General features: G+C 66.3%; 18 protein-coding genes. All 18 read right to left on the bottom strand.

Going from position 1 to position 16,468, the window contains the following annotated elements:
• Positions 1 to 90: 90 nt before the first annotated feature.
• The 18 genes from fliQ to FR728_RS16225 all read right to left on the bottom strand — a co-directional run bounded on the left by fliQ (position 91) and on the right by FR728_RS16225 (position 16,320).
• A complete protein-coding gene (gene fliQ / locus FR728_RS16310) occupies positions 91 to 357 on the bottom strand; it encodes a flagellar biosynthesis protein FliQ (protein ID WP_149893800.1) in 267 nt (88 codons plus the stop codon).
• 17 nt (positions 358 to 374) lie between these two features.
• The gene (flgD, locus tag FR728_RS16305; protein WP_149893799.1) at positions 375 to 773 is read right to left on the bottom strand and encodes a flagellar hook assembly protein FlgD; all 399 of its coding nucleotides are present in this window, start codon (positions 771 to 773) and stop codon (positions 375 to 377) included.
• Between the two features lie 13 nt (positions 774 to 786).
• Positions 787 to 1,263, bottom strand: coding sequence for a flagellar biosynthesis repressor FlbT (locus FR728_RS16300; RefSeq protein WP_149893798.1), 477 nt, complete (start codon positions 1,261 to 1,263; stop codon positions 787 to 789).
• Positions 1,260 to 1,619: a flagellar biosynthesis regulator FlaF gene (gene flaF / locus FR728_RS16295; protein ID WP_149893797.1), complete on the bottom strand. Its 360-nt coding sequence runs from the start codon at positions 1,617 to 1,619 to the stop codon at positions 1,260 to 1,262. The genes FR728_RS16300 and flaF overlap by 4 nt, the downstream gene beginning before the upstream one ends.
• A gap of 61 nt (positions 1,620 to 1,680) precedes the next feature.
• Entirely contained in the window at positions 1,681 to 2,727 is a 1,047-nt protein-coding gene (locus FR728_RS16290) for a flagellar hook-associated family protein (RefSeq protein WP_149893796.1), read from the bottom strand.
• A 6-nt stretch (positions 2,728 to 2,733) separates the two neighbouring features.
• On the bottom strand, positions 2,734 to 4,221 hold the full coding sequence (gene flgK, locus FR728_RS16285; RefSeq protein ID WP_149893795.1) for a flagellar hook-associated protein FlgK: 1,488 nt from the start codon (positions 4,219 to 4,221) through the stop codon (positions 2,734 to 2,736).
• Between the two features lie 34 nt (positions 4,222 to 4,255).
• The gene (locus FR728_RS16280) at positions 4,256 to 5,533 is read right to left on the bottom strand and encodes a flagellar hook protein FlgE (RefSeq protein WP_149893794.1); all 1,278 of its coding nucleotides are present in this window, start codon (positions 5,531 to 5,533) and stop codon (positions 4,256 to 4,258) included.
• 153 nt (positions 5,534 to 5,686) lie between these two features.
• Complete coding sequence (locus FR728_RS16275; protein ID WP_208998873.1) at positions 5,687 to 6,253, bottom strand: transglycosylase SLT domain-containing protein; 567 nt, start codon at positions 6,251 to 6,253, stop codon at positions 5,687 to 5,689.
• The gene (locus FR728_RS16270; RefSeq protein ID WP_149893793.1) at positions 6,210 to 7,568 is read right to left on the bottom strand and encodes a flagellar hook-length control protein FliK; all 1,359 of its coding nucleotides are present in this window, start codon (positions 7,566 to 7,568) and stop codon (positions 6,210 to 6,212) included. The genes FR728_RS16275 and FR728_RS16270 overlap by 44 nt, the downstream gene beginning before the upstream one ends.
• A gap of 2 nt (positions 7,569 to 7,570) precedes the next feature.
• Complete coding sequence (locus FR728_RS16265; RefSeq protein WP_149893792.1) at positions 7,571 to 8,755, bottom strand: chemotaxis protein; 1,185 nt, start codon at positions 8,753 to 8,755, stop codon at positions 7,571 to 7,573.
• A complete protein-coding gene (locus FR728_RS16260; protein WP_208998872.1) occupies positions 8,755 to 10,215 on the bottom strand; it encodes a MotB family protein in 1,461 nt (486 codons plus the stop codon). Before FR728_RS16260 ends, FR728_RS16265 begins: the two co-directional genes overlap by 1 nt.
• A complete protein-coding gene (locus FR728_RS16255; protein WP_149893791.1) occupies positions 10,212 to 10,838 on the bottom strand; it encodes an SPX domain-containing protein in 627 nt (208 codons plus the stop codon). Before FR728_RS16255 ends, FR728_RS16260 begins: the two co-directional genes overlap by 4 nt.
• Complete coding sequence (gene fliF / locus FR728_RS16250; protein ID WP_149893790.1) at positions 10,835 to 12,487, bottom strand: flagellar basal-body MS-ring/collar protein FliF; 1,653 nt, start codon at positions 12,485 to 12,487, stop codon at positions 10,835 to 10,837. The genes FR728_RS16255 and fliF overlap by 4 nt, the downstream gene beginning before the upstream one ends.
• Positions 12,488 to 12,667: 180 nt before the next feature.
• Positions 12,668 to 13,576: a flagellin N-terminal helical domain-containing protein gene (locus tag FR728_RS16245; RefSeq protein WP_149893789.1), complete on the bottom strand. Its 909-nt coding sequence runs from the start codon at positions 13,574 to 13,576 to the stop codon at positions 12,668 to 12,670.
• Positions 13,577 to 13,745: 169 nt separating this feature from the next.
• Positions 13,746 to 14,501, bottom strand: a complete 756-nt coding sequence (gene fliP / locus FR728_RS16240; protein WP_188318934.1) for a flagellar type III secretion system pore protein FliP — start codon at positions 14,499 to 14,501, stop codon at positions 13,746 to 13,748.
• The gene (locus tag FR728_RS16235) at positions 14,498 to 15,022 is read right to left on the bottom strand and encodes a flagellar basal body-associated FliL family protein (protein WP_149893788.1); all 525 of its coding nucleotides are present in this window, start codon (positions 15,020 to 15,022) and stop codon (positions 14,498 to 14,500) included. Before FR728_RS16235 ends, fliP begins: the two co-directional genes overlap by 4 nt.
• Before the next feature lie 24 nt (positions 15,023 to 15,046).
• Entirely contained in the window at positions 15,047 to 15,748 is a 702-nt protein-coding gene (flgH, locus tag FR728_RS16230; protein WP_149893787.1) for a flagellar basal body L-ring protein FlgH, read from the bottom strand.
• Positions 15,748 to 16,320 carry a MotE family protein gene (locus tag FR728_RS16225; RefSeq protein WP_149893786.1) on the bottom strand — a complete coding sequence of 191 codons (573 nt, stop codon included), beginning with the start codon at positions 16,318 to 16,320 and terminating at the stop codon, positions 15,748 to 15,750. The genes flgH and FR728_RS16225 overlap by 1 nt, the downstream gene beginning before the upstream one ends.
• Positions 16,321 to 16,468 lie beyond the last annotated feature (148 nt).

Raw genomic sequence — 16,468 nt, 5'->3', positions numbered from 1 at the left:
ACCGGCTCGGCGCCGGTCCGCGATGAAGGTCCGCTCACGCTAGGGGCCGAAGCTTGCGCCGGGATGGTGTGGCCTCCGGCCCGGCCGGACCTAGAACCCGTTTTCCACCCGGCTGTAGACCAGCAGGGTCAGGGCATGGATCTGCCCTCCGATGAAGGGACCGGCGATGACGATCATCAGCAGGATCGCCACGATCTTCGGAATGAAGGTCAGGGTGATTTCCTGCACCTGGGTAAGGGCCTGCAACAGGGCGATGACCAGCCCGACCACCATCGCGGGAAGGATGGCCGGGGCCGATCCCACGATGATGGTCCAGATGGCGCTGCGCACCAGATCAAGGGCGTCGACTTCATTCATGGTGTCACCGGCGCGGCTCAGGAGATCTTCACGCCGGAGCCGAGCAGGATGCCCTTGCCGTTGTCGAGGCCCAGAAGCGTGCCGTCGTCATAGACCTCCACCGAGGTGACGATGCCCGTGGTACCGCTGGCATCGGTCGCCGTGCGCCCGATCAGATCGTCCACCTGGCCGAAGGACATGTTCGCCAGCATCGTCTCCAGCTTCTTGTTGGTCTCGATCGACTGCTCGACATTCGAGAAGCTGGCGAGCTGGGCGAGCTGCTCGGTGGAATCCACCGGATCGGTGGGGTCCTGGTGCTTCATCTGCTCCATCATCAGGGTCAGGAAGGCGTTGTAGTCGAGGGTCAGCTGCTGCTGCGCCGCCGAGCTGACGGAGGTGCCGCTTTCAGTCACGGCGGAAACTGCGGATACGCTCATGGCTCGGGCTCCTTCAGACCGCTTCCAGATAGATCGGGGGCTGCGGCGCACTGCGCGTCCCGCGTCGGCTGTCGCTGCGCGGCGCCTTCGCTGCGCAACGGGTCACGTCGGCGGGAAAGGGCTCCGCCTCCTCGTGGGCGTAATGGGTGCGCACCAGCTTCATCGCCTCGAACCAGCGCCCGCCCTCGATCAGCCCCTCGATCTCGTCAAGCCCGGCCCGCAGGGCGGCCGAGCCGGTCTGGTCGCGCAGCACGCCGACCATGGCGCAGGCAAAGTCCTGCATCATTCCGGCAGAGGCCGGATCCATGACCATGGATTGCAGCAGGAAATAGATCTGGCGCAGCGGTGTCGTCGCCTGCTCCCGCTGCATGACATGGGCTTCCAGCAGGAACACCGCGTCATTGAGCAACTCGATGGAGGTCTTCCGGTCGACCCGGATCACCGCTCCGTTGAGAAACAGCCGTTCGCCGGCCTTCAGTCCGATCTTCATGCTTCGGCTCCCCGTAGACTGTCGCGGATGATGGTGTTGATCTCGATGAGCGCCGCGAAGCTGGTGACCTCGCCCTGACGCACGCGCTCGGCCTCCTGCAGCACCCAGATCCCGATGGAAATCAGGTTGGCCCGCAGCTCCTTGGGCAGCTCGTTGGCATTGTCGCCCAGGCTTTCGAGGAAATAGGCCCAGAGCCGGCGCAGGTTGAACAGGGCCTCCACGGCCTCTCGCGACTGGGTCCCCCGGGCTTCGGCGCGCATCAGCATGGCAAGCACCAGCTCCACGGCTTCCGCCTCGTTGGTTCGCTCGTCCAGGCAGATCTCGTCCATGGTTTCGGCGTAGGAGTGACTGTACATGGCACCTCACTTGACTTTGACAGGCAGTCGCAGGCAGGGCCCGCCGGCGCGGGCCGGCCGATCAGATGTAGTTCAGGATGCTGAGCTGCTGGATCCGCGCACTGATGGCGTAGGTGGTTTCCAGCTGGGTCAGGGCGGTGTTCAGCCGCACGGAGGTTTCCTCCAGATTGACCAGCTCCAGCGCGTTGATGCGTTCATTCAGGATGTCGGTCTGGATCGACAGGCGTTCGCTGGCCAGCGTCACCCGCTCCTGCGCGGTGCCCAGACTCCCCATCTCGCTCACCACCCCGGCAATCGCCGAGCCCAGCAGCGCGATGGCCTTGTCGACCACCACCTTCTGGGTCTCCTTGTTGAGGGCCGTGTTCCCGAGGTCCGACATCATCGTGTAGACCTGCGCCAGCTCCCGGAACGGATCCTCGTTGGCACTGACGGAGCTGTTCAGGGTCTCGCTGGTGGAGATGCGGCTGACCGTCGTCTCGTCGGTGGCGCTGGACCAGGTCGTGCCCCAGGCGGGATCGGCAAAGAGCGCCGCGAAAGGCCCGTCCAGATAGGTCTGCATCGCCGCCGCCGAAATGCCAGACACGCCAGCATTGGTCTGGTCGAAGCCGAAGGCACCGAGGAAGGCCGCATCGGCGGCGATCTTGTTCGGCTGGGCCGGGTCGGAATAATCCGCCACCGGTGCCACGTCGCTGTTGAGACCGGCGAACAGATAGCTGCCGTTGAGCTGGGTATTGAGCCGCGACGTCAGCAGGTCGAGCCCGCCGATGGCCTCGGACCGGGCCAGCGCCGCACTGCCGTCGCTGTCGCGCACCGCGATCAGCGTGGCGAGGAAATCCTGCGCATTGGCGAGCATGTCTCCCAGCGCCGCCTGCGACACGTCGAGGCGCGACGCCGTCAGGGCATTGGTGTCGGAAATCGCGTTGAGGAACGAGAACTCGGCGCGCAGCGTCACCGCTTCTCCGGTCCGGCTGCCCAGGTCCAACCCCACATCCGCCTTGCGGCCGGAGGAGAGCTCCACCTGCAGCCGGTCCACGAGAGCGGTCTGGCGCATCATCTGGCTGCGGGCCGTATCGGCCAGCGACAGGGTCGAGACAAAGGTGGTCTTCATGGCTGGTTACCTCGCGGCTGAAAGAAGGTCGTCGAGCATGTTGTCGACGGCGGAAATGAGTTTGGCGGCGGCCGCATAGGCGCGCTCGAGCTCCAGGAGACGGGTCATTTCCTCGTCGATGTTGACGCCCGTCTCGTTGCCGAGGCTTTCAGCCGTCCGGGCCACGATCACCGACTGCACCTCGAGATTGTCCGTCACGGTCTGGCGCCGGGCCTCCATCCAGCTGACGGAGGAAGCGGAGAAGCCGGAGAGACTGTCGGTCGGGTCGAGTTCCACCGTGCTGTCGAAGACCATCGGCGCTTCCAGCTTTTCCAGAAGCTCCTGCAGGCGGGCGGAAAAGCCCGCGTTATCGGCCGGGTTGTAGTCGTAGTTGGGGTCGAGCGGATCCGAGATGCCGCCGTCGCGCAGCAGGTCCAGATCACCGCCCTGATCCGGATCCGCATTGGCGTTGATCCGGATGTCGCTGGCCAGCCCGACCGAAAGGGTCGCCGTTGCCGGCACCGCCGGTCCGCCGCTCCAGGTGAAGAGACCTGCCTGATCTGGATTGACCGCCGTCTGGTCCGCTTCCGCGAAGGCTTCGATCAGCCCGCGGGCGATCTCGTCGAGCTGGCTTTGATAGGTCGGAGCGGCCTCGTCCCGGAGCATGGCCAGCCCGGAAAGGCGGCCCGAGGAAATCGGCATGACCGCATTGTCACCGATGACCGGAACCCCGTCGATATAGACCGCCGCTCCCACCGTGGAGGCGGTGAAGGTGTTGGTGGCAGCAAAGGTCACGGGCCGGGCCGTGGTCTCGAACAGGGTCACCCCGCTGTCCGTGTAGACCGCGACACCGCCGTCCCCCTGGGAGAGCGTCGTGATGCCGATCTCCTCCGACAGGGACAGAAGCACCTGATCCCGGCTGTCCAGCGCATCGGTCACGTCGGCCCCGCTCTGGGTGCCGCGTACGATCACCGAGTTCAGCGCCTCCAGCTGGCCCAGCAGCTTGTTGATCTGGTCGACGCTGTCGGCAATGGCCGCATCCGCATCCGCCCGCACACCCTGCACGGTCTCGCTCGCCTGGTTCAGGCTCAGCGCCATGTCCCTGGCCGCGGACAAAAGGTCCTGGGCGAGGATCGTGTCATTGGGATCGGAGGCCGCCGTCTGCAGCGCCGTCTTCAACACGCCGAGCTGGGCGGCCGGCGACAGCTCCAGCTCCGTGTCGCCCACCGTGGTCGCCATCGTGGTCAGCCCGTCGAGCAGCGCCTGCTGGGCGGTGCCGACGGAGGTGGAGCGCAGCAGCGTGGCATAGAGCCCCGCGTCCGTCGTGCGGGAGATCCCGTCCACCCGCACCCCGCCCGGCTGACCGCTGGAGCTGGTGACCGTGGACAGCATGACGGACTTGCGCGTGTAGCCCGCGTCCTGGGCTCCCGCCACATTGCGCGACACGGTGGCCATCTGGGTTTGGCGCGCGCTCAGGGCCGATTGGGCAACCTGCAGGGCAACAGACAGAGACATCGCTTCTACTCGTCATTCAGGAGGGCAAGGGTCCTCAGCGGACCAGGTTCACCAGTTCTTCCAGCAGGTCGGAGCCCGCCTTGAAGACCTTCGAATTCGCGCTGTAGCCACGCTGGGATTCGATCATGTTCGTGAGTTCGGAGGCGAGATCGACGTTGGATCCCTCCAGCGCACCCACCACCAGATCGCCAAGGCCGCCCTCGCCGGGGAAGCCCACCCGCACGTCGCCGGAGTCGTTCGACATGCGATAGAGATTGCCCGAGAGCGGGGTCAGCTTGTCGGGGCTGGGCACATCCGCCAGCGGGATCTGGTAGATCGCGCGCCGATCGCCATTGGCGTAGAGCGCATAGAGCGTGCCGTCGTCGCCGAACTCCACCGTTTCCACCGCGCTCGGCGCGTTGCCGTTGGCGTCCACCTCGGTGACGGTGAAATCCGCCGCCAGATAGGTCGCGCCGCTCAGATCGATGTCGAAGGTCTGGCCATTGGGCACCGTCAGGGTGATGTCCGTCGGGCTGGCCGCTGTAAGGTCGCCGGTGGTCACGTCGAAGGTCAGGGTCTGGGTCGAGAGCGCCGGCGTCGAATAGGAGAACCCGCCGCCCGCCGCCGCATCGGCCGCGTTGTAGATCGTGACTTCCCAGTCGCTGTCGGCGGCCGTCTCCGTCATCTTGGAGTAGTAGATGTCCAGGGTCAGCTCATTGCCGAGATTGTCGTAGACAACCATGGAGGTCTTGGCCGTGTAGCTGGCCGTCGGCGAGTTGGTCGACGGCAGATCCGCAGCGGGCACCAGCGCCGCCCCTTCGGGCACGTTCGCCCAGAGCTTGCCGGAACTCGTCGGCACCGCCTCAAGCTGGCTCTGGGAGATGTTGACCGCTTCCATCCCGCCCAGACCGTTGGCGACCGGCGCGGGCGCGGCCCCGTTGGTCACCGGATAGCCTTGCAGGTAGTAACCGGCGGAATTGACCAGGAAGCCTTCCCCGTCCGGCACGAAGGCGCCGGCACGCGTCAGGGCCGGGTTCAGACCCTCCTTGTTCGCGACCACGAAGAACCCGTTTCCGTCGACAGCCAGATTGAGGCTGGACGTGGTGTAGCTCAGCGCCCCCTGCTCGGAGATGGCATAGAGGGTCTTGGCCTCCACCCCGCCGGAATTGTAGGTGCCGGCCCCCTGGGACAGGATCATGGAGGAGAATTCGGTCTGGGCGCGCTTGTAGCCCGTCGTACTCGAATTCGCGATGTTGTCCGCCACGGTGCCGAGCTTGCTCGACTGGGCATTCATGCCGGAAACGCCGGTCCGCATTACGCCATAGAGACCCATGGAATTTCTCCCGGATTAGGAAATCATCTGGGAGCCATCCAACAGGCAGAAACTTGCGCGAGGCTGTCGCCAGCCGAAAAAGCTGAATTATTTCAATTATTTGTTTTTACTAAAATTTTAACGATCGACCCCGCGAAGGACCATCGCCCCGCGTCAGCTGCAAAAGCGGCGCGAGGCGTCCGTCCACTTGCCGAAGCCGGTGGCCACCATGTTGGTGATCACCCGGCACACATAGCGCTTCTGCGCCGGATCGTTGTTCGGCCCCGCGTGATAGCGCGCGACCGCCATGGTCCAGGAGCCCTGGCTCACCCGCAACTCCTTCAGGAAGCGGGCGGCATAGCGAACGTTGGCCCGCGGGGTCAGCATCTCGCGCACAGAGTGGAACTTCTCGCCGTGATAATGCAGGTTGATCTGCATGCAGCCCACGTCGATCAGCTTGCGGCCGGAACGGCGGGCGCTCATCACGTCCTGCTCGGCAGCCCCCGCGCTCGGCGGAAACAACGGCTTGCCCTCGATGTTGAGGGCGTAAGGATAAAGCGAGGCGCGCCGGCCGGTCTCAGTCAGACCGACCGCATAAAGCACGCCGAGCGGCACCTCATAGAGCCTTGCGGCCTCCACCATCTCGCTCTCGCAGGCATTCTGGATCTCGGCCCGGGCGTTGCCGCCCGGCACGAGACTAGAGATAGAGGCCGCCAGCGCGGCGATCAGAACCGGTTTCATGACCCTGTCTCCCTGAGACTTCGTGAATGTCATCTGCGGCGCTCCCGTCCGGACTGCGGCTCCATGGCCCGTCCGCGCCCCCGTCCGCATCCTGGCGTCCGGCCTGCTCGCCGGAGTGACCGGCCGAGCCGCCGGCCCATTGCCCGCCCGTGTGACCCGAAAAGCCGTTCTGCTGGGCGGAGCCATCCGCGGCGCCGCCTTGCGCGGTGGCACTCGCCGCCGCACCGGTCATCCGGCTGTCGGCCACCTGAATGGTCACGCTGTCGGACTTGTAGCCCGTGGCCTTCAGCATCTGGTCCAGCAGCTTCTGGTCCTGGCGCAGCATCTCCGCCGTCGCCTCCCGGGCCGTCTGGATCACCACCTCGACCCGGTCCGCCACCATGCGCAGCTGCACCTTCACGCTGCCCAGTTCCACCGGCTGAAGCTGGATCTCCAGCGTCTTGAGGATCGGCCCCTCGGTACGGGTCGGCAGGTCGAAGGACCGCAGGAAGCTGGAGCCCTTGAGGCTGTCGATGATCTGCTCGCCGATCTGCTGCACCGGAGACAGGCGCAGCGTCGGCGCGAAATGGGTTTCCTGCCGCACGACCTTGATGGTGCCGGCGATCTGCCGCGACAGCTCTCCGTCCGGATCCGCAGCGCCGGGACGGCTCGCCGCCCTGACCTCTTCCGGTTCCACGGCGAAGGCGTCGAAGGGATTGGCCTTGCTCTCCTCCGCAGTCGTGCTTGTCTGGGGGCTGGAGGCTGCACCAGACTGCGGCGGCGTCTGCCCGGCGCCTTGCGCCTGGGGAGATGCCGTTCCTTGCGCTGCCGCACCCCCAGCCATCCGGCCTTCGCCCTTGGTGAAGGAGGCTGCACTGGCCGGGTCTGCAGCAGCAGGCGCCCCGGCCCCGGTCAGGGTCAGCACGTCGCCCGCATGGGCGGCGGTCATGCGGGCCTCGCCCCCATCCAGCGCACCTTCCAGCCTCCCGGCCAGCGTCCCGTCCAGCGTCCCGGCACTGCCCGGCAGCAGCCCTCCGGCCGATCCGGGGCCGGGGAGTCCTGCCGTCGCTGATCCGGCCGCCCCTGCCTGTCCGGCAAGGCTGGCCAGAAGAGACGCGAGACTGTCCGCGTCCTCGCTCACCGCCGCCTGGGTGGGTGCGGCCGGGGCATCAGCCTGAACCGCCGCCTCGCCATCGCCGCCTGTGAGGGATTTCAGCAGGCTGCGGAAGGGGGAGCGGGCGGGATCCTGATCGGCAGGATCCTCTCCCCGCGACCGGGGCGCGTCGCTGCGGACCGGTCGGGCCCCTTGCAGGAGTTCAACGGGAGATCCGGCCATTCCTATCCTCCGACCTTCTGAATCTGTGCGTTGGTCTTTTCGATGAGGTCTTCCACCTCGGTCATTCCGGGCCTCACCCAATCCGCCGACTTCGGCGCCAGAAGCGTCTCGTAGACATCCATCTCGCCGATCACGTGCCCCGGGGGCGTGGGGAAATGGCGCACCGAGTTGACCACCGCGAAGATGGCCCGCATCAGCTCCCGCTCCTCAGCGGTGAGGAGGTCCTTGTCGATGGACCACAGCATGTCGCGGGTGACCTTGATGTTCTCGATCTCGAGCAGGGAGCCCGCCCGGTAGAGCTTGAAGAGCATCTCCTCGTGGGAGCCGTCGATCGCCAGCTTCAGGCCCTCGGCGCTGGCCTTGTCCACCACCAGCCGCTCACCGTTGAGCAACCCGGTCCGCGCCAGCCGCAGATAGAGCTCGCGCCGTGTATCCGCGTCGAACTCCATCAGCAGCCCTTCGATCAGCGCGAATTTCTCCGCATTGCGTCCGAAGCCCAGCGCGTCGAGCGACAGGGCGAAGCGCCGCCGGAAATCACCGGCATAGATGGAGTCCCGGTAGCGCCGCAGATAACGGATCGCCAGCGACTGAAACCGCTCGATGTCGCCGACCTTGCCCGAGACGAAGATCTCCCGGCGCAGGGCCGCCTCTTCCACCAGGCTGCCCGGCATGAGCAGGCGCGCCAGGGTGAGAGCCTCCAGCGCGGCCTGCGGATCCTCCCGCAAGATGGCCGCCGCCTTGATCAGCGCCACATGGCCGCCGAGCGCCGGCGGCAGGGCGGCGATGTCGACACCCTCCAGGGCGACCACCACATCGCTCTCCCGGCCCTCCACATAGGCGAGCGCCGCCTGCAACAGGGCCGGTTCGACCGCAGGTGCCGGGGAAAGGCTCGTCAACCGCCGCAGCACGGCCGGATGACCGCCGCTCAGCACATGAATGATCGCCGCCCGGGCGTTGCGCGGGTCCTGCCAGGCTTCCGCCGGCAACCGGGTAAAGCGGGCGTCCATGTCCAGAAGCAGCACCCGCTGGGCCGCCACGGCCTGGCTGTTGCCTTCCGCCACCTGCCCCTGCAGCTCCTGCAGGGTGCGGACCATTTCATAGGGCTGGGTTTCGAACGACTGGGCACTGGCGCCGCCACAGACCAGCATGGCGAGCAGCATCAGCCCGCCCAAGACAGACCGGGTCATCAGTCTTCCTTCCGCAAGAGGATTTCCACCCGGCGGTTCACCGCCGCATAAGGGTCGGAGGCCAGCCGCAGGTCGCGATCCGCATAGCCCTCCACCCGTTCGAACCGGGCCGCCGGAATGCCGCCGCGCTCCAGCATGTAGAGCGCCATGCGGGCCCGCGCGCTGGAGAGCTGCCAGTTGTCGCCGGTCTTCGAGCGGTAGGGTCGCCCATCCGTGTGGCCCTTGATCACGATCGCCCCCGCATCGCTTTTCAGCACGCCCGCAATTTCCTGCAGCAGGCGCACCAGCTCCGGACGCGGCTCCGAGGAACCGATGGCAAACATGCCGAAGTCCTGGTCATCGGTCAGCGAGATCAGCACCCCATCCTCCACCTGGGCGACGGCAATGTGGCGGGCGGTTTCCTCCAGCGGCGTGCCTGAGAAGCGTTCCAGAACCCCGGCCACCTGTTCCTGCAGGGCCGCTGCCTCGGGTGCGTCAGCCACTTCGGCCGTCGCCGGGTCCACGAGAGCCTCAGCGGTGACCACCTGTGACGGCGGCGTGGCCGTCTCAGGCATGGCGTTCGGGGCAGTCGGAGGCGCAGCCGCCGCGATCTCCCGGTGCACCGGGAAGGCCGGATCGGCCAGATCCTCTGCCGCTTGTGTCGACGCTGCGACGGCCGGGCCGGATCCGGCCACATCGACCGCCGCCACCGAAGTCGACCCTTGTGACGGCGCGTCGCGTCCCTCCCCCTTCTGGGGCGGCAGCGGCACGGCAACGATCTCGGTGCGGGCCATCACGCCCTTGCCGTCCTCGGCCGTTTCGGCAGCACCGGCTGCGGCCTCGCTCTGCGCGCCGCGTTCCTCGAAGCCAAGCATCCGGTTTGGCAGGAACTGCCAGTACATGGGATCGAACGGATCCCGGAAGGCCTCGCCGCCCCGGGCGCCCGCCTCGCGGGACTGGCCCGCGCCGATGGCGGTCGGCAACTCCCCCTGACCGGGATCGAGCTGCACGGCGGACGCCAGGCTTTCCAGCACCGCATAGGGGTCGGCCAGCAGATCGGTCTCCGAGAAGGTCGCGGCAAAGGTGCCGGCCCGTCCCTGACCGGCGGCCGTCTCTCCGGACTTGGCCTCCGCACTGCCCGACGGGCCGGCCTCCGAAGACCGGGTGCCCGTTCCGGGCGCCTTGGCGCCGCTCGGCGCATTGGCCCCGTCGTCCTGGGTGTCGCCGGGCACGTTCGGATCGTTCAGCCCCTTCTGGTGCGGCGCCGTGGAGGCGAGGCGCACCGGGTTGAAATACTGGGCGACGCCGCGCCGCACGCTGTCGTCGGTCACGTTGATCAGCCACATCACGAGGAAGAAGGCCATCATCGCGGTCATGAAATCCGCATAGGCGATCTTCCAGACCCCGTGTCCGTGGGCCTCCTCGTCCCAGCCGCCGCGGCGGCGGACGATGACGATCTCGCCGGGTATCTCCTGGGTCATGCCCGTTCCCTTTCCTCGTCGAGCTGGGCCTTCCAGGCCGCGAACTGGGTTTCGATCACCGTCGAGCCGAGGCTGGCGCGCAGCTCGGTCTCGTGGCTGGGCTCAAAGGCGACGGTGGCCGCAAGGGGGCCGAGCCGGTCCCGCACCCGTGCAAGCATGGCCTCCGGCCCGCGCAGGGTGAGCGTGCGCGCCTGTGCATCGAGCAGCATGTGGCGAATGGCGCCCGCGAACCCGTCTAGCAGGGCGAGCAGCACCGACTGGCGCACGAAGGGCTCCAGAATGTCGGCAATCGCGTCGCCGAGCCGGGCTTCCAGCTCGACGAAGGCTTCCTCGAGCTGGGCCGCAAGCTGCTCGCCGGCGGTTTCATCAAGACGGCGCTTCAGGTTGGCGATGGTCTTCTCGTGATCCTCGATGAGCCGCTCCTTCTCGGCCTCGAACCGGTCGCGGAGCTTCAGCTCCCCGTCCACCTGTCCGCGCTCGAAGGCCTGGCGCACCTTGGCCTCCCAGGCCTCCCGCTCGCTTTCGCGCTCGCGCGGGACGATCACTTCCACCAGCAGGTCGCCGCCGTCGGCCTGGTCAGTCCCGGCAAAGACGGGAATATGTGCCGCAAGGGACCGGGTCATCCGACGCGCTCCTCTTCATAGAGCCAGCCCCGCAGGATGGCGGCGGACTGGTCCTCGTTATATTCGAGCAGCGCTTCCAGCTTCTTCAGCGGCGACTGGTTCATCTTGTTGGACATGTCTTCCAGCATGCCCGAATGGTCGGCCCGGCCCGGCAGACGCTGATCGCCATAGGCCCCGCCATAGCCTTCCGCACCGTCCATGCCGTCCTGCTCGACCATGTCCAGCATCGGCGCGATGTCGGCCTTGGGCTGGTGCACGAGGGAGGCCACGGCCGGACGCAGGCCGAACCAGATAACCATGCCCGCCACCGCCAGGATCGCGACCGCGTTGATGATGTTGCCGGACTGGCGCAGCAGATATTCGGTCACACTCAGCGGCGGGATCGGCTCCATGTCGCGGCCACCATTGAGGAAGTCGACCATGGAGACCTTCACGTGGTCGCCGCGGGTGGAATCCACCCCGGCGGAGGAAGAAGCCAGTTCCTGGATCTCGGTCAGCTGGGCATCGATCTGGGCCTGGGTCGGCTCACCGCCGAGGCTCTGCACCAGACGGGACCGGTCCACGAGCACGGCAATCGACAGGCGCTCCACCTTGTAGCCATCCTGGCTGGTCTCGATCCGGGTGGAGGAGATCTCGTAGTTGACGGTTTCCTCCCGGCGCTGGTTCTCCTCGCTGGAGCGTTCGCCGTTCTCGGCAGTGACCGTTTCCTCAGGCAGGTTCTGCTCAACCGTGGTGGGAGATTCGACGCTGGAATTCTGCGAGTTCTCGTTCTCGCGGATGCTGCGCACCGACCGCTCCACCCGGCTTTCCGGATCGAAGATCGTCTCGGCAATGTGCTTGCGGTCCATGTTGAGATCGGCCGCCACGCTCACCTCGAAACTGTCGAGCCCCAGATAGGGCGAGAGCGTGCGCCGGATGTTTTCCGAAATCCGGTTGCTGACGGCAGTCTCCAGCGACGCAAGCTGGCCGGCAGAGGCCTTGGCCGGGTCCTTGCCCGCCGCCAGGATGCCGCCGGTGGTGTCCAGCACCGTCACCTTGTCAGCCACCATGCCCGGCACGGAGGCCGCGACCATGTGGCGGATGGCGTCCGCCGTGCGGATGTCGTCGGGCAGGTCGGAGCGGATCACGACGGAGGCAGACGGCGGCTGCTGGTCACGCCGGAAGGAGCCCTTCTCGGGCATGACGATATGCACCCGCGCGGCCCGCACCCCCTGCATCAGCTGGATGGTCCGGGCCAGTTCGCCCTCCAGCGCCCGCACCCGCGTCACCTCCTGCATGAAGGATGTCAGGCCCAGGGAGCCGAGATCGTCGAAGAGCTCGTAACCGGCCTCCGCACCGCGCGGCAGGCCCTTTTCGGCCAGCAGCATGCGCGCCTTGGCCGTGTTGCCATGGCTGACCATGACGGAGGTTCCGTCCGAGCTGATGTCGTAGGAGATGCCGGCATCCTGGAGGGCGGCGCCGATGCGCGTCACATCCTCGCCTTCCAGCCCGGTGTAGAGCACGGCCTGTTCGGGCCGGCTGAGATAATAGGCGCCGAGGCCCACCGTGAGAATGGTGGTCAGGCCCACCAGAGCCAGCGCGATCAGGCGCTTGGCACCGAGTTCCTGCAGGTTCGCCAGAAGTCTTTCGGCATGTTCGCGGCCAGGCATTCCGCACCCCTTCGTCAGAGATCCTTGTTGCCCCGACTATCGGCGGACCAGCTTGCGTGAGGATTGCGTGGACGCCGCAGCCCCGGAATGAGACGCGCGCGCCAGCAACCGGGGCCGGAATGCAGAAAGGCCGCGCACCTGGCGCGGCCTTTCCCGATCCTGAATTCAGGAGAAAGGATCTTATCGGAACAGCGAGAGGATGTTCTGGCTGTTGGAGTTGGCGATCGACAGCGCCTGGATGCCGAGCTGCTGCTGAACCTGCAGAGCCTGGAGGCGGGTCGATTCCTGGTTCATGTCAGCGTCCACCAGCTGGCCGACACCGCGGTCGATGGCATCCGTCAGAGCCGTCACGAAGTCCTTCTGCAGGTCAACGCGCTTCTTAACGGAACCCAGCAGGGTTGCGGCATCGGTGATGTCCCCGAGCGCCTCGTCCACGTCGGCGATCATGCCCTCGAGCGAGGTCAGGTCGGCGGCGGAGTCGGTCAGAGCGGAGATGTCGATGGTGTCCACCGTGTTGCCGTTCGTCAGGGTCTTGTCGAGGATGCCGGACTGGTCGGCAGCATCGAACAGTTCGGTCGCGGTGATATCAACGGCAATCGTGTCGATCGAGATGGAGCCACCCGAACGGGTGAAGGAACCGACGATCGTCTTGGTTGCGTTGTAGGCCGCGTCGCTGGAGTCCACCGAGAGCCAGTTCTCGCCGTTGAAGACGGAAGAATCGGCGACGGTCTGCAGCTGACCCTGAAGTTCCGTGATGTCGGACTGGATCTTGGCACGATCGACACCCGGCTGACGGGCAGCGACCAGCTTGGCCTTGATCTCGTCCACCACGTCCACGGTGCTTTCCATGGCGGTGTACATCACGTCCACGGTGGCGGCACCCAGACCGAGAGCGTCTTCAACGGCGGACAGGGCCAGGTTGTCGGAACGCATCGTGGTTGCAATGGACCAGTAGGCGGCGTTGTCGGACGCCGTGGACACACGGTAACCAGTGGAGATGCGGTTCTGAACTTCAGCCATGTTCTTGTTGGTGGCGTTCAGGGTCTGCAATGCGGTCATCGCAGAGGCGTTGGTCATCAGGCTAGACATGATATGTCCCTTTCAAGGTTAGGATTTGACGGGGACATTCCGGACTTTCACCGGACCGGCGGGAGCGGCGTCATGCCTTTGGATCCGTCTCTGTGCTGGGATCCAACCCACCGTGGTCATCAGACTGGCATCCCTTGCTTGCGCGAGGCTTGCCAGCCCGAATTCGAATTCAGAAGAACGACCGCACCAGCGACCCGACCAGCAGGTTCCAGCCGTCGATCAGCACGAAGAACAGCGCCTTGAAGGGCAGCGAGATCACCGTCGGCGGCAGCATCATCATGCCCATGGACATGGTGATGGTCGCCACGATCATGTCGATCACCAGGAACGGCAGCGCGATCAGGAAGCCGATCTCGAAGCCGCGGCGCAGTTCCGAGACCATGAAGGCCGGGATCAGCACCCTGAGCTCCACCTCTTCCGGCGAGCCTGCCTCCGTCTCCGTCACCCGGCCCAGCGCCAGATCGTCGAAGAGCACCAGATCCTGCTCGCGCACCTGCGCCAGCATGAAGTCCCGGAACGGCTCGGTGATCCGCTCGAAGGCCTGTTCTTCGGTGATCTCGTTCTTCATCAGCGGCGTGATGCCGTTCTTCCAGGCCGCATCGAAGGTCGGCCCCATGACGTAGAAGGTCATGAACAGCGCCAGCGAGATGAGGATGAGATTGCCCGGCGTCGTCTGCAGCCCGATACCGCTGCGCAGGAACGAGAAGGCGATGGCAAAGCGGGTGAAGCTCGTCACCATGATCAGGATGCCCGGTGCAACGGACAGCACCGTCAGCAGGGCTATGACCTGGACGATCCGGCCCGTAGCGGACCCTTCGCCCTCGGGCAGAAGGGCCGAGAGATCGGGCACCTGGGCCTGCGCCGCAACGCTCGACAGGACCAGCAGGACAAGAGCCGGAAGAAGGCAGGGGAGAAGACGCTTCACTGGATCACCAGGGTCTGGAGGATGACTTCACTGACCGCACCTTGCGAACGCAGCCGCGCCCGTTCGTTGAGGTCCTCGCGCAGGTGCTGCAGCCCGACCGCACCTTCGAGCTGGGCGAGACGCAGGCTGTGGAGATAGGCCAGAAGATCCTCCTCCACATGGGCGGTGAGCAGATCCACGTCGTCGACCTCCGCCCCGGAGAGCACCAGCACCCCTTCCACCCGCACCCAGGCATCGCCCGGCGCGTCGAGGTTGGTCACCAGCGGCCGCATCTTCACGATGCGCTGATTGGTCTGATAGCCATCCGCATGGAGCGCGGGGCCGGAGCCGGCCTGTGCCGGGTTCGGCATCTGCCCCTGCTGCAAGGTCTGCACCATGTGGGCCGCCAGCATGGCGCCGGAAGCGACCGACAGCAGGGTCATCAGGAAGAAGACGACCCAGAAGCCGGACCGGCTCTCCTCTTTGCCGCGCGCGGCTGTGCCCGCACGGCCGGGTTCGGATGTCACGAGGCTGAAAGCCATGGCTGCGATCTCCTGCCTTGAGCCTCAGAAGGGCGTCACGATGTCATAGACCTGCTGGCCCCAGCCGGGCTGCTGGACTTCGGACAACCGGCCCCGCCCGCCATAGGAGACGCGAGCCTCGGCGATCTTGTCGTAGGGAATGGTGTTGTCGCTGCCGATGTCGCGGGGCCGCACGATGCCGCGCACCTCGACCACCCGCATCTCGTAATTCACCCGCATTTCCTGGGAACCGGCGATGATGAGATTGCCGTTGGGCAGGCGTTCCACCACCACGGCGGCGATGGAGAACTCCACGTTCTCCGACCGGTCGATCGAGCCCTTGCCAATGGAGGAAGAACCGCTGTCCGCACCGAAGGTGGCGTCGCCGGAAATGCTCTCCCCATCCACGCCGGCGGAGAAGTCGCCGCCGAAGCCGAGCGACGACACGCGGCTGCGGTCGGAGGTGTTGTCGAGGGAGGCCCGGTCGTTGATCGCGATCTTCACGGTCACCACGTCCCCCACCCGCCGGGCGCGCGGATCGGAGAAGAAATTCTCCCGCTCCGTATCCCACATGGAGTTGTAGTCCGTGGTCTTTCCAGGCCCGAAGGTGTTGAGCGGATAGGCGGCGCGCGGCTGGTTCGCCAGCCCGTAGCCGACCGGGCTCATCTCGGGCGCACGGCCGACTTCCTTGAGCTGGCCGGCACAGGCGCAAAGGCCGAGCGGCAGAAGCAGGATCAAGAGACGCATCACATGCCTCCCTTGCCGGCCGGATCGGAGAAGCCAACCATCGCCTGAGTGAGCTGGGCGGCCCGCGCCGGATCCATCTCGTCGAGGATCTCACTCGCCACCCGCGGCTTGAGCTTCAGCAGCACGCCTGTGGCCGTGTCGTCATCGGTGGTGGAAAGCTGGGCGGCGGCCGCATCCGGGCGCATGCGCGAGACGATGTTGACCACATGGCCCTCGACCTCTGCCAGCAGCTTGGCCCGCTTCTCGACCCATTGCTCGAATTCGGCGCGCTTGCGTTCCAGCAGAGCGACCTGCGCCTGCACCTTGGTCTCCAGCGACAGGAGCTTCCAGGTCTGCCAGGCGATCCGCGCCTCTTCCGCCGACTGGGCGATGTTCTTGCAATAGAGCTCCACGTCGCTCGGCTGTTCGGCCCCTTGGGTTTCGGGGGTCGTGCGCACCAGTTTTGGCGCCGGGTCGGACTGGGGCTTGGCCCGTGGCTGCTCGGCCTGCGCGCCCTGCCCGGCGATCATCAGCAGGACGCTGCCGGCAAGCATGACGCGGACACCGGATCGGGCCGGACGGAAGTTTGGCATGGGACGATCGTCCTTCTCTGACATCTCTTGGCGCAGAGTGGACGGACGGGCTTGCGCGAGGCTGGCGGCCCGGAGAGACCCGACCCGCGCATTGTCTCAAGGCGCCAAAACGCATCCACCCCGCCCGGCGGAGCTGACGGGCGAGGCG

It is taken from the genome of Roseibium aestuarii (genome assembly GCF_008477545.1).
Classification (GTDB): domain Bacteria; phylum Pseudomonadota; class Alphaproteobacteria; order Rhizobiales; family Stappiaceae; genus Roseibium; species Roseibium aestuarii.
This window is presented reverse-complemented; position numbering and strand designations above follow the sequence as displayed.